Raw genomic sequence first — 22,821 nt, forward strand, 5'->3', positions numbered from 1 at the left:
CGTGCTACTTTCACCGGGCAGACGTCCTCGGGGGGAGGACGCAGCCGCATCTCTCCTCCGTGGTCACCCGCATCCGGATGGCCTCCGCCGTCCGACCCGCCAGGCGCCCTCCGTGGGGCGCCGCCGTCAGCGGGCCACACGACAGCGACGCGATCCGGCCCCGCCCGGACGCGCCCGAGCGCAGCAGGAGCACGACCCATGACGGCACAGATCATCGACGCGACCGATCTCGACGAGCTCCGGCGCGTCGGGCAGGAGCTCCGCGAGGGCGCGACCGTCATCGCGCAGACCGACACGAACTACGGCGTGTTCGCCAGCCCCTTCTCGCGCAGCGCCTGCTTCCGCCTCTACGACATGAAGAAGCGGGACGGCGCGAAGCCGCTCACCCTCTTCGTCTCCGCGCCCCGCGACTGGGCGACCTGGGCCTTCGCCCCGGAGACGGCCGACATGGACGCGCTCGTCGCAGCGTTCTGGCCGGGGCCGCTGAACGTCATCCTGCGCCGCAAGCCCGTCGTCCCGGACTGGGTCACCTCGGGCCAGGACACGGTGTCGGTCGTGCACAACCTCAGCGCCCCGATCAACCTGCTCTCGATATTCGCGGGCCTGCCGCTCGCGGCCACCTCCGCCAACATCAGCGGCACGGTGTCGACCGGACTCGTCGACTTCGACCTCGCCGCGGAGCACCTCGGCGGCGACAGCGACTACCTGATCCGCAGCACCACCGCCCCCGACTCCACGATGAGCAGCACGATCGTCTCCCTCGTGGGCGGCGCGTCGATCGTCCGTCAGGGCGACGTGGGCGCCGACGCACTGCGCGTCGTCGTGCCCTCCCTTGTCTGACCTCGGGCGCGGGGACGCCCCGCGCGGCCGCAGCGCCGCCGGGCTGATCACGGTCTACCGGATCGTCTCGCGCGCCTACTTCCACCTGCCCGTGGTCGCGGTGTTCCTGCTGGCGCGGGGCTACCCGATCCTGGCCGTGGCGCTGCTGCTGGCGCTCTACGGAGTGGTGGCGGCGCTCGCCGACGGCCCGCTCTCGCCGCTCACACGCCGCCTGTCCTCGGCGGGCGCGCTCGTCGTCGGCGAGGGCGTGAAGGCACTGGGCCTCGTCGTGATCGTGCTGGACGCGGATCCGGTCGCCGTCGTGATCAGCCAGCTGCTCGCCGGCTGCGGCTTCTCGCTGACGGCCGGGCGGGACGCCGCGCTGGCCTCCTCGCTGCGCGCCGGAGCCGATGCTCGCCGCCAGGAGACGCGGGTGCAGAGCGGAATGTTCCTCGCCTCCTTCGGCGCGGGAGTGCTCGGGGCCGCCTCGCTCGCGCTCTGGGACCGGCTGCCGTTCCTCCTCAGCGCGCTCGTGTCGTGCGCCGCGCTGGCCGTGGTGCTCCTTGCCCGCCTGCCGCTCGGCGCGAGCGCCGCCTCGGGAGTGGCGGCGCGCGCCGTGCGGCCGGCCGTCCTGCCCGCCGCGGTGCGCTTCTGGTCCCTCTACTACTCCGTGAACCGCGCCGTCCTGCTCGCCGCTTACACCTTCGTGATCCCGCTGCTGCTGTTCCAGGAGCTGCGTCTGACGCTGCCCGCGTTCGGCCTGGTGCTCGGCCTCTACACGCTCGCCGGCCTGGCCGCCGCCCGGCTCTCGCCGCTCATCGCCGGCACGCCCCTGGTCTTCCGGCTGACGGCGCTCACCCAGGTGCTGGGCCTCGCCCTGACCACCCTCGGGGTGCTCGGCGCCGCGATCGCCGGCCTGGCCCTGCTCGGGATCGCGGGCGGCTTCGTGCGGCCCGCGACGATGATCGCCCTGGCGCCGGCGATGAACGGGCTCGAGGACGGCGCCCGGGTCGCGGTGATGCGCGGACTGGAGCGCAACCAGGGGATCCTCCAGGCCGTCCTGCTCGTCGGCGCCGGGATACTCGTCCCCCTCACGGGAGGGACCGCGCCGACCCTCATCGTCCTCGTCGTCCTCGCGGTCCTCGCGCAGACGATCGGGGCCGTCTCGATGCGACGACAGGAGAGGAGGGCCGTCACCGCGGAAGCGGAGTGACAGAGGAAGTCCGGGACGAGCCCGCCGGCGGCATCCCTCATCCACGTGCAAGGAGTGAAGCAATGCAGCCCATCTACACGTTCTCCGATTCCGACAGATCGACCCTCCAGCAGTCGCTGCTGGCGGTCGCCATCGACCCCTACAAGGACTACGACCGCTTCCGCGACGCGATCGCCGCGCTGATCGACAGCGGCGACGTCCCGCAGGGCTTCGTCGACGCGCTCGCCCGCATCCGGCGCGAGCGCGACGAGAAGATCACCTACGCGCACCTGATCTCGAACAACCCGGTCGACGACGAGATCCCCTGGCTCGACCAGGACGACGCGCTCGAGGACAAGTACCGCAAGAAGCTGACGTTCGTCGGCGAGGGCCTGCTCGAGCTGCAGTCGCAGTACCTCGGCTCGCCGCTGCTCGCGTACGCCACCCGCAACAACGGCGACTTCTTCCAGGACGTCTACGCCGACAACCGCTTCTCGAACACCCAGACGCAGAAGACCGACGGCGAGCTGTACTGGCACAACGAGCGGACCGCGCACCCGGTGCGCGCCGACTTCATCTCGCTCCTGGGACTGCGCACGCCCGAGACCGACCTCGTCTACACGAAGTACGTCGACGGCCGCGAGATCCTGCGCTTCATCTCACCCGAGAACCAGGCGCTCCTGCGCGAGGCGGTCTACATCACCCCGTTCGACGAGCTCTCGCGCGCCCAGAACAAGAACCAGATCGTGTCGGACCAGCACGCTCTGCTCGAGAACGAGCACAGCTTCCGCTACTACGACACCCGGACGGTGCCGGCCGACCCGGACGACCTGCCGCACCTGTGGGCGCTCTGGCAGTTCCGCGATGCGCTCTCGAAGGTCAGCGAGCAGTACCACCGGATCCGCGACGCGGACCTGCTGATCATCGCGAACCAGGACGGCCTGCACAGCCGTCAGCTCGTCGACGTTCAGGACCGCGACAAGACCCGCTTCCGCTGGCTGCTGAAGACGTACTCGTTCCGCGACGCGGCGACCGCGGACCGCCACTCCGACTACTGGCTCGACGGCGTCCGCGGCCGAGTCACCGACTGAGAGAGAAGGAGAACGACATGACCGATCTGACCAGGAGCACGCCCCCGCACCCGCTCGACTTCCTGCCCGCGACGGCGCCCCTGGAGGTGTCCAGCGACGACGTGACCGACGGCGAGCGGCTCGCCGAGGCCCAGGGGAGCGGCGACACCAGCCCGTCCCTGCGCTGGAGCGCCGGCCCCGAGGGCACGCAGTCGTACGCCGTGACCGTGTTCGACCCCGATGCGCCGACCCTCGGCGGCATCCACCACTGGGTCCTGGTCGACATCCCGAAGGAGGTCACCGAGCTGGCCGCCGGCTCGACGGAAGTGGGGCGCCCGGCGCTCAACGACCTCGGGTCGCTCGCCTACGCCGGTGCGGCCCCGCCGCCCGGTGACCGCCCGCACCGCTACCTCTTCACGGTGCACGCGCTCGGAGTGCCGACGCTGCCGGTCGACGAGTCGACTCCGGCCTCGCTGGTCGGCTTCCATCTGACCGTCAACACGCTCGCGCGAGGCTCGCTCACGGCCCTCGCCTGAGCCGTCCCGTCGGCGCGCGCGGCGCGGACGGGCGCGCACCGGGCACCGGAGTCGATCCGGAGCCCGGTGCGCGTCCGTTCGCGGCATCACCGCCGCGGACGACGGGAGGCGATCCGCTAGGCTTCCGCTCGGCCGGGGCCCCGCCCATGGCGTCTCTGGACACCACGAAAGGGAAAGAATGACCAGCACGACGGTGATCGAATGGCGTGAGCAGGCTCCTGCGGAAGCGGTGGACGCGCTCTACGCCCCCGGTGGACTGGTCGTCTGCGCGACCAAGGTCGGCTACATCCTGATGACGACCGACGGAGCGGGCCTCGAGCGCAAGTTCTCGGCCAAGCAGCGCAACCGCAACAAGCCGGGCGTCGTGCTCTGCTCCAGCATCGAGCAGCTCACCGAGCTCGCCGAGCTCAACGAGGAGGTCCTCGCCTTCTACCAGAAGCACTGGGACCAGGACGTCCTGCTCGGCTGCATCCTCCCGTGGAAGGCCGAGGCCGTCGACCTGATCGACGAGGACGCCCGCGAGCTGGTCCGCGACGGACGGGGCACCAGCTGCTTCGTCATCCGCTTCGGCCGCCCGGCCGAGCAGCTGGTCGCCACCATGTGGGAGCGCGACCGCACCCTCACCTTCGCCAGCTCGGCCAACCCCTCGGGCGTGGGCAACCGCGGCCGCGTCGCGAACATCGGCGAGCGGATCGAGAACGAGGCCGACGTCATCGTCTCGGCCGACTCCTACGTCTCCTCGATCCAGCCGGACAAGGACGAGGACTCCCGCCACGAGCAGGGCGTCATGGTCTCGATGGTGGACGCCTCGGGCGCCCTCATCCCCGTGCAGGGCGGCGAGCGCTCGATCACCCCGGGCCCCGTGCTGATCCGCCGCGGCCTCGACTACGAGCGCATCATGCTGAACCTCGCCGAGCAGTTCAACTCCTGGGACTACCGCCAGGGCGAGTACTACTGATCCGGTGAGGGATCGGATCGACGGCCGGGCCGGGGCGCGCCCCCGGCCCGGCCGTCGTCGTTGCACCGCCAGGACTCCAGCAGGCCGTGAGGGGTCGTCGACCCCTCGCTTCACCGGCGGCCGACGCTCGCCGGCCCCCTCGAGGACCTCGTGATCGACGTCTCCGATGGCGCGGAGCCCCGCGCGCTGCGCGTTCTCGGGTGGGCCGCAGCCGTCTCCCTCCTCCCGATCGGCGTGACGGCGGCGCTGGCGGGACTCGGAGCGCTCGTGGAACCCGGCTTCGCCTCCCTCCTCCTCTTCCTCGCGGCGGTCGGGCTCCTTCCTGGAGCGCTCGTCTTCGTCCTCCCGTGTGCGGCGCTGGCACTTCGGCGATCGACGTCGACACCGTCGCTCGCTCCGGCCCTCGTCCTGGTTCCAGCGTGGCTGGCAGCCCTAATCGTCGTGTCGCCGTCGATAGCGCTCGTGGTCGGCGTGGCCGACGGGCAGCCGAGCGCGAGCAGTGTCCTGCAGGCGGTCGCTCCGGGCCCGGCGCTCCTCGTCGCCGTCCCGCCGAGCATCCTCGCTCTGGGCCTCTCCCTGCTGCTTCTCGCGCTCGGGCGACGGCGGCTCCGCCGGTCCGGTGAGCCACGGCACGAGGAGCGGGCGCCTGGATGGTACGAGTGATCGCGGGCGAGTCCCGCCGTCAGAGCTCCAGCACGTCGCCCGGCTCGAGGGCGTGGTACTCGCCGCCGCCCTCGCGCACCGCCCAGCCGAGCCGGTCGTGGCCGAGCGAGCGCCCCGCCTCCGAGAGCACCTGCTCGTGGGTCGCGAAGGCGTGCCGCGGGGCGAGCTCGAGCACGTAGTCCATCGCCTCAGCGATCTTCATCCACGGTGCTCCCGAGGGAGCAGCGAGGATCTCGACATCGACGCCCTCCGGCACTGTGAACGAGTCGCCGGCGTAGTAGACCCGGCCGTTCACCAGGACGCCCACGTTGTCGATCACGGGGATGCTGCGGTGGATCACCGCGTGACGGGAGCCGAAGAAGCGCAGCTCGAACGGGCCCACCGTCACGACATCGCCGTCGGCGACCGTCTCGACGTCGAAGCCCTCGGCGGCGGCGGCGACCCCGGCCGGGCCGAGGATCCGCAGCGACGGGGCCGCGTCGCGCAGGCGCTGCAGCTGCTCCGGGGTCCAGTGGTCGGCGTGCTCGTGGGTGAGCACCACGGCGACGGTGTCGGTCGTCCCCTCGACGGGCCGGGTGAAGGACCCCGGATCGATCACCAGCCGGGCGCCGTCCTCCTCGATCAGGACGGCGGCGTGCTCGAGTTTCGTCAGTCTCATGCCCCGAGCCAATCGCGTCGGCGAGCGGCGGGCAAGGGCCTGCGGGTCGGCGAGCGGATCGGCGGGCCGCTCGATTTGCACGGATGCTGATCCGTGTGCAACACTCTTCGAGTTGCAAAAACGCGGCCCCATCGTTTAGCGGCCTAGGACGTCGCCCTCTCACGGCGGTAACGCGGGTTCAAATCCCGCTGGGGTCACCACGGCAACACGAGAAGAACCCCCGGTCATCCCGGGGGTTCTTCTCGTTTAACGCTCCGGTGTCCACCCCGGTCCGGCTTTCCCGCCCGCGGCGGTGCCCGGCCGGATCGGCGCTAGGATCGCATCCGCGAAGGGGAGTATCCCGACCTTTCCGCTCCCGTCAGTACGCACCGCCCCTGCGCGGCGCCGGGGCGGGACGGGTGACGCGGACCGACACGGCCGTCCGCTCCCCGGGGAGAGACTTTCGGCCCCTCATCCACTCGGAAGGCCCCCATGCTCGATCTGCCCGTCTGGTTCGTGATCGGCTCGTTCGTCGTCCTGAGCCTGATTCTCGCCGCCGACCTGCTGCTGGTCTACAAGCGCCCGCACGTGCCGAGCCTGAAGGAGTCGGGGCTGTGGGTCGGCTTCTACGTGTCGCTGGCGCTCGTGTTCGCGCTGCTGATGCTGATCCTCGGCGGCGGCGAGCTGGCCGGCCAGTTCGTCGCAGGCTGGCTGACCGAGTACAGCCTCTCGGTCGACAACCTGTTCGTCTTCGTCATCATCATGGGCCGCTTCGCGGTGCCGGCGAAGCTCCAGCAGGAGGTGCTGATGGTGGGCATCATCATCGCGCTGGTCTTCCGCGGCGTCTTCATCCTGCTCGGCGCGCAGCTCATCGAGAGCTTCAGCTGGATCTTCTACCTCTTCGGCGCGTTCCTGGTCTACACGGCCTGGAACCAGGCGTTCGGCGCGGAGGACGAGGACGAGGGCACCGACAACCTGCTCATCCGGCTCCTGCGCCGCCGCGTCAAGATCTCGGACTCGTTCGACGGCTCCAGGATCCGCACCACGATCGACGGCACGCGCCACTTCACGCCGATGCTGATCGTGTTCCTCGCGATCGGCTCGACCGACCTGCTCTTCGCGCTCGACTCGATCCCGGCGATCTTCGGCATCACCGAGAGCCCCTTCATCGTGTTCACCGCGAACGTCTTCGCGCTGATGGGGCTCCGCCAGCTCTACTTCCTGCTCGGCGGGCTGATCGACAAGCTCGAGTACCTCAAGTACGGGATCGCGTTCATCCTCGCCTTCATCGGCGTGAAGCTCGTCCTGCACGCCCTGCACGAGAACGACCTGCCCTTCCTCAACGGGGGCGAGCCGGTGCCGGTGTGGGACATCGACACGATCACCTCGCTCGTGGTCATCGTGCTGAGCATGACCGTGGCGACGCTGGCGAGCCTGGCGAAGATGCGCCGCGAGCACCGCCACATCCAGCTGCACGACGGGCACCCCGAGGTCGTCGCGGACGACGCCCGGTCCTCCGCCGAGGAGAAGTGATCCCGCGATGACGACGACCACGGTCGACCTGCCCCAGGGGGCGCTGCGGCTCGCCGTCAGCAGCAGCACCGACGTCGGCGCCGTCCGCCGCGTCAACGAGGACGCCCTCCTCGCCGACGAGCTGCTCCTGGCAGTCGCGGACGGGATGGGCGGGCACGCACGAGGGGACCTCGCGAGCGCAGCCGCCGTCGAGGCGCTGCGCGAGAACCGGCCGACGAGCCTGGGTCCGGTGGACGCGGTGTTCGACCTGGTGGAGGGCGCCAACACGGCCGTGCGCGCGCTCGACGTGGGCGGTGCGCTCTGCGGCACGACGCTGACCGGGCTGATGCTCGTGCTCCCCGAGCCCGCGGGCCCGGCCCGCTGGGCGCTGTTCAACGTCGGGGACTCCCGCGTCTACCGCTGGGACGGTGCCGAACTCCAGCAGCTGACGGTGGACCACTCCGCCGTGCAGGAGCTCGTCTCGGCCGGCCTGCTCACCCCCGAGTCGGCGGAGTCGCATCCCGACCGCAACATCGTCACCCGCGCCCTCGGCGCCGACGAGGAGGTCGAGACGGACGTCTGGACGCTGCCCGTCGTGCCGCGCGCCAGCTACCTGCTCTGCTCCGACGGGCTGACGAAGGAGCTCTCCGACCAGCGGATCGCCGCCCTGTTCGCCCGCCGCGACTCCGGCGACCCTGCCGACCTCGCTCAGGCGCTCGTGCGTGCGGCGGTCGAGGCCGGCGGACGGGACAACGTCACCGTCGTCGTCGTCGACGCCGTGCTCGACGCCCGCGCCTGAGCCGGGCGACTCCGTGCCGCGCCCGCCCGGGAGGCGGGGGAGCGCGGTGCTATTCTCGGTCCATGCTGAGTGGCCCGCACCTCCTTCCGTGCCGCGACGAGACCTCGAACTGACGGCCTCCCTCGTCGCGGTGCCTCGCCCGGCCGAGCAGCGACTCCAGGAGGAGAAGGAACCGTCATGATCGAGACCACACCCGGCACAGCCGCGCCCGCGTCGAGTGGAGCAGGGACCGGCAGGAGAGCCGAGAAGCCGCGCACCCTCGCCGAGAAGGTCTGGGACGACCACGTCGTCGTCGCGGGCGAGAACGGCGCTCCCGACCTGCTCTACATCGACCTGCACCTGCTGCACGAGGTGACCAGCCCGCAGCCGTTCGACGGCCTGCGTGCCGCGGGGCGCCCGCTGCGCCGGCCGGACCTCACCATCGCCACCGAGGACCACAACACGCCGACCCTCGAGATCGGACGCCCCATCGAGGATCCGATCAGCCGCACCCAGATCGACGCGCTGCGCCGCAACGCCGGCGAGTTCGGCGTCCGCCTGCACTCCCTGGGCGACGTCGAGCAGGGCATCGTGCATGTCGTCGGCCCCCAGTTGGGCCTGACGATGCCCGGCGTCACGGTGGTCTGCGGCGACTCGCACACCTCCACGCACGGCGCGTTCGGCGCGATCGCCTTCGGCATCGGCACGAGCGAGGTCGAGCACGTGATGGCGACGCAGACGCTGCCGCTGCAACCCTTCAAGACGATGGCGATCACGGTCGAGGGCACGCTGAAGGAGGGGGTGACGGCCAAGGACATCATCCTCGCGGTCATCGCCCGCATCGGCACCGGCGGCGGCCAGGGCTACATCCTCGAGTACCGCGGCTCCGCGATCCGCGCGCTCTCGATGGAGGGCCGGATGACGATCTGCAACATGTCGATCGAGGCGGGTGCGCGGGCCGGCATGGTCGCGCCGGACGAGACGACCTTCGCCTACCTGCACGGCCGCCCGCACGCTCCGGCGGGCGAGGACTGGGACGCCGCGGTCGCCTACTGGCGGACGCTGCCGAGCGACGAGGGCGCCGTGTTCGACGCCGAGGTCGTGATCGACGCCGACGCGCTCGAGCCGTTCGTCACCTGGGGCACGAACCCCGGCCAGGGCGTCTCGCTCTCGCAGGCGGTACCGGACCCTGACGTCCTCGACGATCCGAACGAGCGCGCCAGCGCTCTGCGAGCGCTGGAGTACATGGCGCTGGAGCCCGGCACGCCGATGAAGGAGATCCCGGTCGACGTGGTCTTCATGGGCTCCTGCACCAACTCGCGGATCGAGGACCTGCGGGCCTTCGCTGCCGTCGTCGAGGGGCGCACCAAGGCCCCCGGCGTCCGCGTGATGGTCGTCCCCGGCTCCGCCCGGGTGCGGCTCGAGGCCGAGGCCGAGGGGATCGACCGGATCGTCACCGCGTTCGGCGCGGAGTGGCGCTTCGCCGGCTGCTCGATGTGCCTCGGGATGAACACCGACCAGCTCGTCCTGGGGGAGCGCGTGGCCTCCACGTCCAACCGCAACTTCGAGGGTCGTCAGGGCAAGGGGGCGAAGACCCACCTCGTCTCGCCCCTCGTCGCCGCGGCCACGGCCGTGCGCGGCACCCTCTCCAGTCCCTCCGATCTGGAGCCGGTCCGCGAGAGAGCAGGAGTCTGAGCGTGCAGAAGTTCGAGACCGTCACCGCGATCGCCGCGCCCCTGAAGCGCGCCAACGTCGACACCGACCAGATCCTCCCCGGCATCTACCTCCGCCGCATCACGAAGACCGGCTTCGAGGACGCGCTCTTCCACGGCTGGCGGCAGGACGCGGACTTCGTCCTCAACCAGGAGCGCTACCGCGGCGCCGGCATCCTCGTCGCCGGCCCCGACTTCGCCATCGGCTCCAGCCGCGAGCACGCCGTCTGGGCGCTGCGCGACTTCGGCTTCCGGGTCGTCATCTCCCCCCGCTTCGGCGACATCTTCCGGGGCAACGCCGGCAAGCAGGGACTGCTCGCGGCCGTCGTCTCGGAGCCCGACGTCGAGCGGCTGTGGGAGATCATCGAGGGCACCCCGGGAATAGAACCGACGGTGGATCTGGTTGCGCGTACGGTCACCGCCGGTGGCGAGACCTTCGACTTCGAGATCGACGACTACACTCGATGGCGCCTGATCGAGGGCCTGGACGACATCGGCCTGACCCTGCGCGACGAAGCGCTCATTTCCGAATTCGAGACCCGCCGCGAGAGCTGGCGGCCCAAGACATTGCCGGTGAAATAGCGTGAACACACTTCTTCAGGACGCCAAGGCCCTGCAGGACGCCAAGGCGTCGGGAGCACGGGTGGGAATGACGACCGAGCGGATCACCATCAACGGCGGGCGACCGCTGGTGGGCCGGATCGAGCTCAAGGGGGCCAAGAACCTGGTCACCAAGGCGATGGTCGCGGCGCTGCTCGGCGAGACCGCCTCCACCCTCCGCGACGTGCCCGACATCAGCGACGTCCGCGTCGTGAAGGGCCTGCTCGAAGTCCACGGCGTCAAGGTGAAGCAGGGCGCCGAGGTGGGCGAGCTGATCCTCGACCCCTCCAACGTCGAGTCCGCGCACTTCGCCGACATCGACGCGCACGCCGGCTCCAGCCGCATCCCGATCCTCTTCTGCGGCCCGCTGCTGCACCGCCTGGGCGAGGCGTTCATCCCCGACCTCGGCGGCTGCCGCATCGGCGACCGCCCGATCGACTACCACCTCGAGGTCCTCCGCAACTTCGGCGCGGTGATCGAGAAGCTGCCCTCCGGCATCCGGATGTCGGCCCCCGAGGGCCTGCACGGCGCCAAGGTGTCGTTGCCCTACCCGAGCGTCGGAGCGACCGAGCAGGTCCTCCTGACCGCGGTGCGCGCCTCCGGCATCACCGAGCTCTCGGGCGCGGCGATCGAGCCCGAGATCATGGACCTGATCAACATCCTGCAGAAGATGGGCGCCATCATCTCGGTCGACACCGACCGGGTGATCCGCATCGAGGGCGTGGACCGGCTCACCGGCTACTCCCACCGCGCGCTCTTCGACCGCAACGAGGCGGCCTCCTGGGCGGCCGCGGCCCTCGCGACCGACGGCGACATCTTCGTCGGCGGCGCCCGCCAGCAGGAGATGACCACCTTCCTCAACGTCTTCCGCAAGGTCGGCGGCGCGTTCGAGATCGCCGAGGACGGCATCCGCTTCTACCACCCGGGCGGCGAGCTCAAGCCGGTCATCATCGAGACCGACGTGCACCCCGGCTTCATGACGGACTGGCAGCAGCCGCTGGTCGTGGCGCTCACGAAGGCCAAGGGCGTCTCGATCGTGCACGAGACCGTCTACGAGCAGCGCTTCGGCTTCGTCGACGCGCTCGTCGAGATGGGCGCGACCATCCAGATCCACCGCGAGTGCCTCGGCGGGCAGGCCTGCCGCTTCGGGCAGCGCAACTTCATGCACTCGGCCGTGATCTCGGGACCCTCGAAGCTGCACGGCGCCGACATCGTCGTGCCGGATCTGCGCGGCGGCTTCTCGCACCTGATCGCGGCGCTCTCGGCCGAGGGCACCTCGACGGTCTCGAACGTCGGCATCATCAGCCGCGGCTACGAGAACTTCCTCACCAAGCTCGAGCTGCTGGGCGCCGACTTCTCGCTCGACGCGTAGCCGCCCACCGGGACCCCGGTGCCGCGGAGGACGACCGTCCTCAGCGGCCCGGGGTCCTGTCGCGCCCGGGCGCGCCCCACGCGGGCGGTTCCACGTCCTCCTCCAGGCGTCCCCGGATCCGCTTCTCGAGGAGCGCGAGCGTCGTCTCCGGCGCGGGCCGCAGGCCCAGCGGTCCGGGCGACTCGACCAGGACCAGCGTCAGGCGTCCGCGCCGCGTGCCGGCCAGGACGACCTCGAGGGCCTCGCGCGGACGCAGGCCCACCAGCACCCACCGCCGCTCCAGCCGCGCGATCCGCGCCCAGGGCACGACGACGCCCCAGTCGCCGAAGGAGACGGTCAGTCCCCGGCGGCGCGGCACGACCACCGCGTAGGGCCGCAGCGTCGGCAGCGGGAACCGCGGCTCGATACGACGGAGGCCCGCCCCGAGCCGGCCGCGTCCGAGGACCGCGACGCCGCCGGTCGCCTCCGCCTCGACGTGGGCGAGCGGTGCCACCGCCACGCGCCAGAGGGCGTCGACCCCGCCGATCACGAGGGCGACGGCCGCCGAGCCGCCGACGAGGACCGCGAGCGTCAGCAGGAGGCCGTCGCCGAGCGCAGCCGCGTCGCGTCCGGCCTGCGTGGCGAGCAGCACGACTCCCCACACGATCAGGAGCACCAGGCCGGACAGCGCGATCGGCGAGTCGGCGAGTCGGCCGAGCGCTCGGCCGACGGCGTCCCACGGCGACGGGCGGCGACGCGGACGGGGCGTGCCGGTACCGTACCCGGCGGCCGGGCGGCTCCTCCCACCGCGGGGCCCCGCTGCTCCCGGGCGTGGGGACGCGGCCCCTCCGATGCGGGATGCGAGGATGGGCGGGTGTCTGAGCGAAGCCGTCCGTCCATCTTCTGGTTCCTCGCGGCGGCGGTGATCCCCGTGATGACCGCCTCGGTCGACCTGCGGATCCGGAACGGCGACAAGATCCCGAGCACCGGAGCCTTCGTGTTCGCGCCGAACCACTACAGCGAGATCGACCCGATCATCACGGGCTGGACCCTGTGGCGCGCCGGCCGCGCACCGCGCTTCCTCGCCAAGGCCTCGCTGTTCTCGGTGCCCGTGCTCGGCTCGATCCTGCGCGGCTCCGGGCAGATCCCCGTCGAGCGCTCGGGCTCGGTCCGCGGCAGCGAGCCGCTGAAGACCGCCAAGGCTCTCGTGGACGAGGGCCGCTCGGTCATCATCTACCCCGAGGGCACCCTCACCCGCGACCCCGAGCTCTGGCCGATGCGCGGCAAGACGGGAGCGGTGCGGATGGCGCTGCAGTACGGCCTGCCTGTCGTCCCGGTCGCGCACTGGGGCGCGCAGCAGCTGATGGGCCGCTACTCCAAGCGGATCACCCTCTTCCGCCGCAAGCGCGTCGACGTGATCGTCGGCGACCCCGTCGACCTGTCCGCCTTCCGCGGACGCAGCCTCGACTCCGCCACCCTCAACGAGGCCTCCGCGGTCGTGATGGCGGCGATCACCGCCCTGCTCGAGGAGCTGCGCGGCGAGGCGGCGCCCGAGAAGCGCTGGAACCCCTCCGAGCACAACCAGAAGGGCACGGGTCGCTTTGAGTCCGAGAAGTAGGAAGGCGCCCATCCCCGTGCCCCGCCGCGTCGCCGTCCTCGGCGCCGGCAGCTGGGGCACCACGTTCGCGAAGATCCTCGCCGACGGCGGCTCCGACGTCGTGATGTGGGCGCGCCGCGCCGAGCTGGCCCGCGAGATCACCGAGGCCAAGCGCAACAGCGACTACCTCCCCGGCATCAACCTCCCGCGCAACATCCGGGCCACGCCGCGCATCGAGGAGGCGCTGGAGGGCGCGGACCACGTCTACCTCTCCATCCCGTCGCAGTCGCTGCGGAGCAACCTCGAGGCGATCACGCCGTTCCTCACCGAGCGCACGGTGCTGGTGAGCCTGATGAAGGGCGTCGAGAAGGGCACCGGCCAGCGGATGAGCGAGGTGATCGCGCAGATGCTGCCGGTCTCTCTCGACCGGATCGCCGTCGCCTCCGGGCCCAACCTCGCCCTCGAGATCGCCAAGGAGCAGCCGACCGCGGCGGTCATCGCCTCCGAGAGCCTCGTCACCGCGCAGGAGGTGGCTCTCGCGGCGACCAACCGCTACTTCCGCTCCTACGTCAACACCGACGTGATCGGCACCGAGTTCGGCGGCGTGCTGAAGAACCTCATCGCCGTGGCGATCGGCATCGTCGACGGCGTCGGCTACGGCGAGAACACGAAGGCATCGATCATCACGCGCGGTCTCGCCGAGATGACCGACTTCGCGGTCGCGTACGGCGGACGGGCCGAGACGATGGCCGGACTCGCTGGGCTCGGCGACCTCATCGCGACGTCGAGCTCGTCCCTCTCGCGCAACAACACGGCCGGGCGCCTGCTCGGCCAGGGCTACAGCTTCACCGACGTGGTGAAGTCGATGCAGCAGACGGCGGAGGGGCTCGCCTCCGTCGCGCCGGTCCTCGAGCTGGCGCGCGCCAGGGGAGTCGACATGCCCATCGTCGAGCAGGTGTCGCAGGTGCTCGCCGGTACGCTCGATCCGAAGGACATCGCGCCGCACCTGACCACGGATTCGGACGAGCCACAGGGTGAGAGGAACCTCGATGACCAGCAAGCTCCGCGTGGCCGTTCTGTTCGGGGGGCGCTCCAGCGAGCACTCGATCAGCTGCGCAACGGCGGCCGGGGTGCTGCGGGCGATCGACCGTGACCGCTTCGAGGTGATCCCCGTCGGGATCACCTCCGACGGCGCCTTCGTGCTCGAGGAGGACCGTCCTGAGAAGTTCGCTCTCGATGCCGCGTCGCTGCCCCGCGTCGAGGACGACGGCTCCCGTGTGCGCTGGCCGGAGTCGGCCCTCTCGCGTGAGCTCACCGTGACGACCGAGGACGGCGCGACGCGCTCGCTCGGCGAGGTCGACGTGGTTCTGCCGATCCTGCACGGCCCGTGGGGCGAGGACGGCACCGTCCAGGGGATGCTCGAGCTCGTCGGGCTGCCCTACGTCGGCTCGGGCGTGCTCGCGTCGGCGCTCGGCATGGACAAGCACTTCACCAAGACGGTGCTGCGGGCCGCAGGCCTCGCGGTGGCGCCCTGGTACCTCGTGACCGAGGCGGAGTGGCGCGCCGACCCGGGCGACGCCTCCTCGGCCCTCGACGAGCTGGGCCTGCCCGCGTTCGTGAAGCCGGCGCGGGCCGGCTCGAGCGTGGGCGTCAGCCGGATCGACGAGCGCGAGCAGCTCGAGGCCGCGCTGGAGGAGGCGTTCGCGCACGACTCGCGGGTGCTGATCGAGTCGGGCATCGTCGGCCGCGAGGTAGAGATCGGCGTGCTCGGCGGCCGCCGCGGTGCTCCGGCCCGCGCCTCCGTCGCCGGCGAGGTGGTCGTCACCGGCCGCGGCTTCTACGACTTCGAGGCGAAGTACCTCGGGGCGTCCGGCATCGAGCTGGTCTGCCCGGCCGATCTCACCGACGGCGAGCTCTCCGAGATGCGGTCCCTCGCGATCCGCGCCTTCGACGCGATCGGAGCCGAGGGCCTCGCCCGGGTCGACTTCTTCCTCACCGCCGACGGCTTCGTCGTCAACGAGATCAACACCATGCCCGGCTTCACGCCGGTCTCGATGTTCCCGCGCATGTGGGGCGCGAGCGGCGTGGACTACCCGGACCTGATCAGCGAGCTGCTCGACTCGGCGCTCGACCGCGTCCCGGTCGCCGCCCGATGACGTCGGCGCTCGCGCTCCGCGTCGAGGCGGGCGCGGCCGCGGCGCCCTTCGAGCAGATCCGTGAGCAGATCACCGCTCTGATCGCCGCGGGCGAGCTGCCGGTCGGCACGCGGCTGCCGCCGGTGCGCGCGCTGGCCGAGACGCTGGGCGTCGCCGCGGGGACGGTCGCCCGCTCCTACCGGGAGCTGGAGTCGGCGGGCCTGGTCGAGACGCGCGGCCGTGCGGGCACGGTCGTCGCGGGAGGCGTGGACGCGCTGGAGCGCGAGCTGCAGGCCGCGGCCGCCGTGTTCGCGTCCCGCGCGCGCGAGCTGGGGGCGACCTCCGATGGTGCGCTCACCGCAGCGAGTCGAGCCCTCGGCGTCTGACGCTGAAGCTCAGCCGGTGGGCGTGTCCGTCGGATCGAGGGTGTCGGCGTCCGAGACGTCGGTGCACTCGCGCGTCTGCGGGACGTAGGAGACGGCGTTCGCCAGGTCGAGCGCGGCGGAGGATCCGGACGCGCGGCTCTGGTCGACGGTGATCTCCACCGCGGGATCGCGACCGTAGGTGGTCAGCGTGTAGATGTCCTCGTCCTTCTGCGTCTCGTCGATGATCCAGTCGACTCCGCTGACGTTCACGCAGAGGTCCGTCGTCGGGCCGGGCACCTCGACTCCGCAGTGGAGGATGACGGCGGCCGGGGTGCCCCAGGCGGCGGTGCCCTGAGCGTTCGTCTCGCGCTCGGGCTGCTCCGCGACCACGTCGGGCAGGCGCACCGAGACCTCCGCGCAGCCGGTGCTCGTCGCATCGGCGGCGGGCTCGAGGGCGACGCTGGCCGAGCAGCCCGAGAGCAGCAGGACGGCGGCGGCGGCGAGAAGGGGGGAGCGGAGTCGGCGGGGGGACATCGCCGTCAACGCTAGCGTGTGAACCATGGCAGAGGATCGGAGTCCCACCCTGGCCGAGCTCAGCGAGGGCGAGGTGCTCGCGAGGGTGCTGGCCCGGCTCGGCGGCCCGGGCGCGGAGACCCTGGTCGGGCCCGGCGACGACTGCGCGGTGCTGCGCGCTCCCGACGGCCGCTTCGTGGTGACCACGGACATGATGGTGCACGGCCCCGACTTCCGGCTGGCCTGGTCGCGCCCGGCGGACCTGGGCTGGAAGGCGGCGGCCTCGAACCTCGCCGACGTCGCGGCGATGGGGGCCCGTCCCACCGGGCTCGTCGTCGCGCTCGCGGCACCCCAGTCGCTGGGCGTCGACGTGCTGGAGGGGATCGCGGGCGGCCTCGCCGCCGGCTGCGCCGCGATGGCGCCGGGATGCGGAGTCGTCGGGGGAGACCTGTCCGCCTCCGCGACGCTGACGCTCTCGATCACGGCGTTCGGCTCGCTCGACGGACGACCGCCGGTGCTCCGCAGCGGTGCGAGGCCGGGGGACGTGCTCGCCGTGGCCGGTCCGCTGGGACGAGCGGGGCTCGGGCTGCGCCTGCTGTTCGAGCAGGCGCGGCGGGACGGGGAGCCGTCGGCCGACCTCGCCGCCCGGCTCCGCGAGCGGCATCCGTCCCTCCTCGAGGCGCAGCTGCGCCCGACCGCGCCGATCTCCGCGGGCGAGGCCGCGGGCGGGACCGCCACCGCGATGATGGACGTCTCGGACGGCGTGGTGCTCGACGCCCGTCGGATGGCGCGTGCGAGCGGAGTGGCGATCGACCTCGATGCCGCGGCGGTCGACGTGCACGCGCGCGGGCTCACGGGCGTGGAGGGCGTGGACCTCGACCTGGCGAGGGCGCTGGTGCTGGGAGGCGGCGAGGACCACGCGATGCTCGCGTGCTTCCCGCCCGCCGCGGCGCTGCCGGAGGGCTTCGTCCCGCTCGGGGTCGTCCGCGAGGGGGACCCGGAGGTGCGCCTGGGCGGGGTCGCGCTCGAGGGGCGCGGGGGCTGGGACCCGTACCTCGGCTGGGACGGCGCGGCGGGCTGAGGCCGGTCAGCCGGCCGCGGAGGAAGCGGGCGAGACGGGCGACGCCGGTGAAGCCCACCAGATCGTGGTCTCGCCGTAGTCCTTCCTCCGCTCCCGCTCCAGACCCGCGGGCCAGCGCGGCTCCGGGCTGCGGGAGCTCCGCTCCACGACGACCACCGCGTCCTCGCGCAGCAGCGGCAGCACGCCGGCGAGATCGGCGGCGAGGTCGTCCTCGCCGAGGTCGTAGGGCGGGTCGAGGAACACCGTGTCCGTGTTGAGGGCCGGGGACCCGTCGAGGAAGGAGCGGACCGAGCCGGTCACCACCTCGATCCGCGGGGCGGGCCGCTTGTTCTTGGCAGCCGCGGTCACGATCGCCCGTGCGTTCTCGCCCGCGGTCCGGGCGGCCTTCGGGTCGCGCTCGACCAGGACGACCGCGCTCGCTCCGCGGCTGGCCGACTCGAGCCCGAGGGCGCCGGAGCCCGCGTAGAGGTCGACCACCGTCGCGCCGTCGAGGGCGTCCCGGGCCTCGAGGGCCGAGAAGACGGCCTCGCGCACGCGGTCGCTGGTGGGGCGGGTGCCCGCGCGCGGGACCCGGAGGGTGAGCGAGCCGGCGAATCCGGCGATGATCCTGGTCACCGGATCGAGCATAGGGCGGCACCCCTGCCCACGGCGTCCGGCGGCCGCCGCGCGCTCCCGCCTGGCGGCACACTGCGAACTCTCGGAACCTGGACCCTTTTCCCGTCAGGACTGCGACAATCCCTAGCTATGACGTCGCTCGAAGACACCCGCTCCGCTGTCGGCCGCCGAGCGGCTCCCGAGACGCCCCTGACCCGCGAGGAGTTCACGGCGCACTGCGGCGCCGTCCTCGGGAACCTCACCCGCGTGATCGACGGCAAGTCGGCCGAGGTCTCGATGGCGCTGACGGTGTTCCTCGCCGGTGGGCACCTCCTGATGGAGGACGTCCCCGGCACCGGCAAGACGGTCCTGGCGAAGTCGCTGGCGGCCTCGGTCGGCGGCAGCGTCGCGCGCATCCAGTTCACGCCCGACCTGCTCCCCTCCGACGTCACGGGGGTCTCGGTCTACAACCAGGCGACCCGCGACTTCGAGTTCAAGCCGGGCCCGGTCTTCGCGAACATCCTGATCGGCGACGAGATCAACCGGGCCTCGCCCAAGACGCAGTCGGCGCTGCTGGAGTGCATGGAGGAGCGCCAGGTCTCGGTCGACGGCACCACCCACCTCCTCCCGCGCCCCTTCGCCGTGATCGCGACGCAGAACCCGGTCGAGATGGAGGGCACCTACTCGCTGCCCGAGGCCCAGCGCGACCGCTTCATGGCCCGCCTCTCGCTCGGCTACCCCGATGAGCGCGCCGAGCTCGAGATGATCCGCACCCGCGACTCGGCCAGCCCGCTCGAGGAGCTGCGGCCCGTCGTGGGCCTCGCCGAGCTCGAGCGGATGATGGCCTACGTGCGCTCCGTGTACGTCGCACCACCCGTGCAGGAGTACGTGGTGGCGATCATGCAGGCCACGCGGGTCGACCCCGAGCTGCGGCTCGGGGGGAGCCCGCGCGCCACGCTCCAGCTGATCGCCGCCGCGAAGGCTCTCGCCGCCCTCAGCGACCGCGACTTCGTGGTGCCGGACGACGTCGACGCGCTCGCCGTCCCCGTGCTCGGCCACCGCCTCCTGCCCGCCACGCGCCTCCCCGGCCGCTCCGGCGCCGGATCCTCGCACTCGGTCACCGAGATCGTGCAGCGCATCGTCGCGGCCACCCCCGTCCCCTTCGGCAACCGTGGCGACTGAGGCCCGCGCCGCCGAGACGCCGTCGTCCCGTCTCGGCGGTCTGCCCGCGCTCCGCGGGGTCGCGCTGACGCTGCGCGGCTGGGCGCTCGTTCTGCTGGGCGTCGCGGGAGTGGTGATCGCGCCGCTGACAGAGTTCCGCGAGCTGCTGTTCGTCGGCCTGGTGCTGCTGGGCCTGCCCCTGGGCGCGCTCGTCTCCCTGCTCCTGGCGCCGGCGTCGTTCCGAGTGCAGCGCCGCTTCGCTCCCCAGACCGTCGCGGCCGGCGACGTGGTGGAGGTCGACGTGCTGCTCGAGAACCGCGGCCGCGCCGTCCGCAGCGGGGCGCGCGCCCACGACCGGCTCGAGCGCGTGGAGCGCGGGGTCGTCGTCGGCCGGCCGGTCGCCGAGGGCGTCTTCGGGCTGCCGGGCGTCCCGTCGGGCGGCCGCGTGCGCGCCCGCTACCGTCTGCCCGCCGAGCGGCGCGGGATCCACCGCATCGGCCCGCTGCGCCTGGTGCGCGGCGACGGCCTCGGGCTCGCGCTCCGCGAGAGCGTCGTGGGGGCTGCGCAGCCGTTCGTCGTGACTCCGCGGGTCGTGCCGCTCCAGAGCGACGTCCTGGACGCGCACGGAGCAGGCGGATCGAGCCCGGTCGCGCACGCGACGGCCGGCGCCGGCACGGACGACGTGATCCCGCGCGACTACCGCCCGGGGGACGCCATGCGCCGGGTGCACTGGCGGGCGAGCGCCCGCTCCGGTGAGCTCATGGTCCGCCAGGACGAGCAGAACACCGATCCGCACGCGTGGATCCTCCTCGAGACCCGGGCCGAGCGCGTGCTCGAGCGGCGCGGCGACGACCGGCTCGAGTGGGCGGTGTCGATGACGGCCTCCCTCGCCGTGCACCTGCTCGACCGCGGCTTCGAGACCCACCTCGTCGAGACGGGTGCGGACGGCGAGCCGGAGCACTCGGAGGACGAGCGCGAGGTGGCGCACGACGTGCTGCTGCGCCTGGCCGAGCTGGCGCCCTCGCGCGAGTCGGTCGACGCGGTGACCCGGATCTCGGCCGACATGCGCGACACCGGGGGAGTGCGACCGGTCTTCGCCGTCCTCACCCGACTCCTCGAGTCGGACCTCGACGCCCTCGGCTCCCTGGCCGCGCAGTCGCGCCCCGCGATCGCCTTCGTCGTCGCCGGCACCGCTGAGGAGGAGGCGGCTCTCGCCTCGCTCGGCTGGTACGCGGTGTCCGTCGACCCGAGTGCCTCCGTCGAGGAGGCGTGGGCGCAGGCCCTCGCTCTGCGGGTGGTGGCGTGAGCCGCCGCGTCGAGAGCGATCCGCGCGCCGGGTCGGCTCCTCTGAGCGGTCTGCTCTTCCTCGCGATCACGGCCGCCGCCGCCGGGATCGGGCGGCTCCTCGTCGGCGTCGACTGGCTGGTGCTCCTCGCGAGCGCGGTCGCCGTGGTGCTCGGCGTCCCGGCCGCCGCCCGGGCTCTGCGCGTGCACCCCGTCGTCCCGCCGATCCTCGGCACGCTGACGATGGTCGGCGTGCTGACCGCGATGTTCGTGCCCGGTCGGGCCCTGCTGTTCGTGATCCCCACGCCCGGCGCCGTCGCGCAGGCGGAGGCGCTCGCGCAGGGCGGCTTCCAGTCCATCGCCCAGCAGGGGCTCCCGGCCATCGCCGACGACGGCATCTCGTTCCTCCTGATCGGCGGGGTGGTCGTGCTCGCCTGGGCGGCCGACCTGTTCGCCTTCTCCGTCCGCCTCCCCGCCCTGGCCGGTCTGTTCCCTGCGGCGCTGCTCGCGGTGCCGGCGATCGTGGACCCCTCCGAGGTGTCCTGGGCGAGCCTCGTCGTCACTGCGCTCGCCTACGCGGGCGTGCTCGCCGCCACGGCCGCCCCTCGCCGCCCGAGCGGCCCGAGCGCGGCCGCGGCCGTGCTGCCCGCCTTCGCGGCCGTGACCGTCGTCGTCCTGGGCGCGGGAGTCGTCGCCGGGTCGGCGGCAGGCTACGCGCGCACCACCGCCCCCTCGGGCGTCTCCGGCAGCCTCTTCAACGGCGCGATCGACCCGGTGGTCGCTCTCGGCGCGGACCTGCGCCGCCCGAACCCCGTGACCGTGCTGCGCTACGCCACCGACTCCGACCTGCCCGTCTACCTCCGCGTGCTGACCGTCTCGGACTTCGACGGTGACGACTGGGCGCCGAGCGAGACGGAGCAGACCGCTCCGATCGAGGCGCCGATCGCGCCCGAGGGGCTCTCCGAGAGCGTGCCGCGCGAGGCGGAGGAGGTCGACGTCTCGGTGGAGACGCTGCGGAGCCAGTGGCTCCCCGTGCCGTATCCGGTCTCGTCGCTGACGGGCGTCGGCGACGGCTGGCTCCAGGACGTGCAGGACGGCTCGATCCGCGGCGACGCGACGACCCGCTCCGGAGACGACTACCAGGTGCAGGCGCTGCGGCTCGAGCCCGACCCGCAGCAGCTGCTCGCCGCGCCCGCGCCGTCCGGCGTCGACCGGTACCTCTCGCTCCCCGACGACGTGCCCGAGATCGTCCGCACCACCGCCGAGGAGGTCACGGCGGAGGCTCCGACCGCCTACGACCGGGCGCGCGCGCTGCAGACGTACTTCCGCTCGTCTGAGTTCCGCTACTCCGAGGACACCCCCGCGGAGGAGGGCTACGACGGCGACGGAGTCGGCGTGCTCTCGGCGTTCCTGACGACGAAGGAGGGCTACTGCGTCCACTTCGCCTCGGCGATGGCGGTGATGGCGCGCGAGCTCGGGATCCCGTCGCGGCTCGCCATCGGCTACCAGCCCGGCTCCGTCGTGCCCTCCGGCGGCAGCGACCTGACCACCTACCGCGTCCTCTCCTCCGACCTGCACGCCTGGCCCGAGCTGTACTTCGAGGGAGTCGGCTGGCTGCCCTTCGAGCCGACGCCCAGCCGCGGCGCTCCGGCCTCCTACACCCTGCCGAGCGCGACGGCGTCCTCGGGCCCCACCGCCCCGGGCTCGACCGCGACCACCGCGCCCGGTGCGACCAGCGCTCCCGCCGCGACACCCACTCCGACGGCCGCGTCGGCGACGCCGACCCCCGGTGCCGTCGGCGCCTCGAGCACCACGGCGGCTCCCGCGGCCACGCTCTGGGTGCTGCTCCTGCTGCTCGTGCTCGTCCCCTGGCTGATGCGCGCCGTCCAGCGCGCGCTGCGGCGCCGGTCCGCGCGCTCCGGCTCCGTCGAGGCCGCGTGGGCCGAGCTGCTGGCGACCGCCCGCGACCTGGGCGTCCCCGTGGAGGGCACGGAGTCTCCGCGCGCGCAGGAGGCCCGCATGGCTCCCGCCCTCGACCCCGGAGCGGCGGCACGTCTGCAGGGGCTCCGGGAGCGCGTCGAGCGCCGGCGCTACTCGCCGTCCGCGAGCGAGTCGGAGGCGTGGGACGACGCGACCGCCGTGGCCGCCGCGCTCCGCGGCTCCGCGGGTGCCGGTCGTCGGGTGCTCGCGTCGGTCGTGCCGCGCTCGGCGCTGGACCCGGTCGCTCGGCTCGCGCGTCCGAGGTCCGACCTATGATCGCTAG

23 protein-coding genes and 1 tRNA gene are annotated in these 22,821 nt (G+C 72.6%); 20 read left to right on the top strand and 4 right to left on the bottom strand.

The window, feature by feature from the left end:
- The first annotated feature begins 198 nt into the window (after nucleotides 1-198).
- The 6 genes from C5C46_RS03160 to C5C46_RS03185 all read left to right on the top strand — a co-directional run bounded on the left by C5C46_RS03160 (nucleotide 199) and on the right by C5C46_RS03185 (nucleotide 5,238).
- Entirely contained in the window at nucleotides 199-840 is a 642-nt protein-coding gene (locus tag C5C46_RS03160; protein WP_104225616.1) for an L-threonylcarbamoyladenylate synthase, read from the top strand.
- Complete coding sequence (locus tag C5C46_RS03165; RefSeq protein WP_104225617.1) at nucleotides 833-2,032, top strand: hypothetical protein; 1,200 nt, start codon at nucleotides 833-835, stop codon at nucleotides 2,030-2,032. Before C5C46_RS03160 ends, C5C46_RS03165 begins: the two co-directional genes overlap by 8 nt.
- A 62-nt stretch (nucleotides 2,033-2,094) precedes the next feature.
- Entirely contained in the window at nucleotides 2,095-3,102 is a 1,008-nt protein-coding gene (locus C5C46_RS03170) for a TauD/TfdA family dioxygenase (protein WP_104223082.1), read from the top strand.
- A gap of 17 nt (nucleotides 3,103-3,119) precedes the next feature.
- On the top strand, nucleotides 3,120-3,617 hold the full coding sequence (locus tag C5C46_RS03175; RefSeq protein WP_104223083.1) for a YbhB/YbcL family Raf kinase inhibitor-like protein: 498 nt from the start codon (nucleotides 3,120-3,122) through the stop codon (nucleotides 3,615-3,617).
- A 178-nt stretch (nucleotides 3,618-3,795) separates the two neighbouring features.
- Nucleotides 3,796-4,575 carry an L-threonylcarbamoyladenylate synthase gene (locus C5C46_RS03180; RefSeq protein WP_104223084.1) on the top strand — a complete coding sequence of 260 codons (780 nt, stop codon included), beginning with the start codon at nucleotides 3,796-3,798 and terminating at the stop codon, nucleotides 4,573-4,575.
- 150 nt (nucleotides 4,576-4,725) lie between these two features.
- Nucleotides 4,726-5,238: a hypothetical protein gene (locus C5C46_RS03185; RefSeq protein ID WP_104225618.1), complete on the top strand. Its 513-nt coding sequence runs from the start codon at nucleotides 4,726-4,728 to the stop codon at nucleotides 5,236-5,238.
- A 19-nt stretch (nucleotides 5,239-5,257) separates the two neighbouring features.
- On the opposite strand, the gene C5C46_RS03190 is transcribed toward C5C46_RS03185, so the two are convergent.
- Nucleotides 5,258-5,896: an MBL fold metallo-hydrolase gene (locus tag C5C46_RS03190; RefSeq protein ID WP_104225619.1), complete on the bottom strand. Its 639-nt coding sequence runs from the start codon at nucleotides 5,894-5,896 to the stop codon at nucleotides 5,258-5,260.
- A 124-nt stretch (nucleotides 5,897-6,020) separates the two neighbouring features.
- Here C5C46_RS03190 and C5C46_RS03195 point away from each other — a divergent pair.
- The 6 genes from C5C46_RS03195 (at nucleotide 6,021) to murA (ending at nucleotide 11,849) form a co-directional block, all read left to right on the top strand.
- A tRNA-Glu gene (locus C5C46_RS03195) sits at nucleotides 6,021-6,096 on the top strand.
- Nucleotides 6,097-6,367: 271 nt separating this feature from the next.
- Nucleotides 6,368-7,408 (top strand): TerC family protein, encoded by a 1,041-nt coding sequence (locus C5C46_RS03200; protein WP_104223086.1) that lies wholly within the window; start codon nucleotides 6,368-6,370, stop codon nucleotides 7,406-7,408.
- A gap of 7 nt (nucleotides 7,409-7,415) precedes the next feature.
- On the top strand, nucleotides 7,416-8,186 hold the full coding sequence (locus C5C46_RS03205; protein WP_104223087.1) for a PP2C family serine/threonine-protein phosphatase: 771 nt from the start codon (nucleotides 7,416-7,418) through the stop codon (nucleotides 8,184-8,186).
- A 177-nt stretch (nucleotides 8,187-8,363) separates the two neighbouring features.
- Nucleotides 8,364-9,860 carry a 3-isopropylmalate dehydratase large subunit gene (leuC, locus tag C5C46_RS03210; protein WP_104223088.1) on the top strand — a complete coding sequence of 499 codons (1,497 nt, stop codon included), beginning with the start codon at nucleotides 8,364-8,366 and terminating at the stop codon, nucleotides 9,858-9,860.
- A gap of 2 nt (nucleotides 9,861-9,862) precedes the next feature.
- Nucleotides 9,863-10,459, top strand: coding sequence for a 3-isopropylmalate dehydratase small subunit (gene leuD / locus C5C46_RS03215; protein WP_104223089.1), 597 nt, complete (start codon nucleotides 9,863-9,865; stop codon nucleotides 10,457-10,459).
- A gap of 67 nt (nucleotides 10,460-10,526) precedes the next feature.
- On the top strand, nucleotides 10,527-11,849 hold the full coding sequence (murA, locus tag C5C46_RS03220) for a UDP-N-acetylglucosamine 1-carboxyvinyltransferase (protein WP_181027099.1): 1,323 nt from the start codon (nucleotides 10,527-10,529) through the stop codon (nucleotides 11,847-11,849).
- Between the two features lie 40 nt (nucleotides 11,850-11,889).
- On the opposite strand, the gene C5C46_RS03225 is transcribed toward murA, so the two are convergent.
- Entirely contained in the window at nucleotides 11,890-12,504 is a 615-nt protein-coding gene (locus tag C5C46_RS03225) for a hypothetical protein (RefSeq protein ID WP_104225621.1), read from the bottom strand.
- Nucleotides 12,505-12,702: 198 nt separating this feature from the next.
- On the opposite strand from C5C46_RS03225, the gene C5C46_RS03230 reads away from it, so the two are divergent.
- The 4 genes from C5C46_RS03230 to C5C46_RS03245 are packed head-to-tail and all read left to right on the top strand — an operon-like array spanning nucleotide 12,703 to nucleotide 15,946.
- A complete protein-coding gene (locus tag C5C46_RS03230) occupies nucleotides 12,703-13,446 on the top strand; it encodes a 1-acyl-sn-glycerol-3-phosphate acyltransferase (protein ID WP_258059294.1) in 744 nt (247 codons plus the stop codon).
- A 16-nt stretch (nucleotides 13,447-13,462) separates the two neighbouring features.
- Entirely contained in the window at nucleotides 13,463-14,578 is a 1,116-nt protein-coding gene (locus C5C46_RS03235; protein ID WP_181027083.1) for an NAD(P)H-dependent glycerol-3-phosphate dehydrogenase, read from the top strand.
- Nucleotides 14,475-15,581, top strand: coding sequence for a D-alanine--D-alanine ligase family protein (locus C5C46_RS03240; protein ID WP_104223094.1), 1,107 nt, complete (start codon nucleotides 14,475-14,477; stop codon nucleotides 15,579-15,581). Before C5C46_RS03235 ends, C5C46_RS03240 begins: the two co-directional genes overlap by 104 nt.
- Entirely contained in the window at nucleotides 15,578-15,946 is a 369-nt protein-coding gene (locus C5C46_RS03245; protein WP_104223095.1) for a GntR family transcriptional regulator, read from the top strand. Before C5C46_RS03240 ends, C5C46_RS03245 begins: the two co-directional genes overlap by 4 nt.
- A 9-nt stretch (nucleotides 15,947-15,955) precedes the next feature.
- Here the strand turns inward: C5C46_RS03245 and C5C46_RS03250 are convergent, their stop codons facing one another.
- The gene (locus C5C46_RS03250) at nucleotides 15,956-16,459 is read right to left on the bottom strand and encodes a DUF3515 family protein (protein WP_104223096.1); all 504 of its coding nucleotides are present in this window, start codon (nucleotides 16,457-16,459) and stop codon (nucleotides 15,956-15,958) included.
- A gap of 25 nt (nucleotides 16,460-16,484) precedes the next feature.
- Here C5C46_RS03250 and thiL point away from each other — a divergent pair, with 25 nt between their 5' ends.
- A complete protein-coding gene (gene thiL / locus C5C46_RS03255; RefSeq protein ID WP_104225623.1) occupies nucleotides 16,485-17,519 on the top strand; it encodes a thiamine-phosphate kinase in 1,035 nt (344 codons plus the stop codon).
- Between the two features lie 6 nt (nucleotides 17,520-17,525).
- On the opposite strand, the gene C5C46_RS03260 is transcribed toward thiL, so the two are convergent.
- Entirely contained in the window at nucleotides 17,526-18,134 is a 609-nt protein-coding gene (locus C5C46_RS03260; protein WP_104223136.1) for an RsmD family RNA methyltransferase, read from the bottom strand.
- Nucleotides 18,135-18,263: 129 nt separating this feature from the next.
- On the opposite strand from C5C46_RS03260, the gene C5C46_RS03265 reads away from it, so the two are divergent.
- Genes C5C46_RS03265 through C5C46_RS03275 form a run of 3 tightly spaced genes read left to right on the top strand, consistent with a single transcriptional unit; the run spans nucleotide 18,264 to nucleotide 22,814 of the window.
- Nucleotides 18,264-19,295 carry a MoxR family ATPase gene (locus C5C46_RS03265; RefSeq protein ID WP_104225624.1) on the top strand — a complete coding sequence of 344 codons (1,032 nt, stop codon included), beginning with the start codon at nucleotides 18,264-18,266 and terminating at the stop codon, nucleotides 19,293-19,295.
- Nucleotides 19,285-20,580, top strand: a complete 1,296-nt coding sequence (locus tag C5C46_RS03270; protein ID WP_104223099.1) for a DUF58 domain-containing protein — start codon at nucleotides 19,285-19,287, stop codon at nucleotides 20,578-20,580. Before C5C46_RS03265 ends, C5C46_RS03270 begins: the two co-directional genes overlap by 11 nt.
- On the top strand, nucleotides 20,577-22,814 hold the full coding sequence (locus tag C5C46_RS03275; protein ID WP_104225625.1) for a DUF3488 and transglutaminase-like domain-containing protein: 2,238 nt from the start codon (nucleotides 20,577-20,579) through the stop codon (nucleotides 22,812-22,814). The genes C5C46_RS03270 and C5C46_RS03275 overlap by 4 nt, the downstream gene beginning before the upstream one ends.
- The last annotated feature ends 7 nt before the right edge of the window (nucleotides 22,815-22,821 follow it).

Source organism: Rathayibacter sp. AY1E6, assembly GCF_002931115.1.
Classification (GTDB): domain Bacteria; phylum Actinomycetota; class Actinomycetes; order Actinomycetales; family Microbacteriaceae; genus Rathayibacter.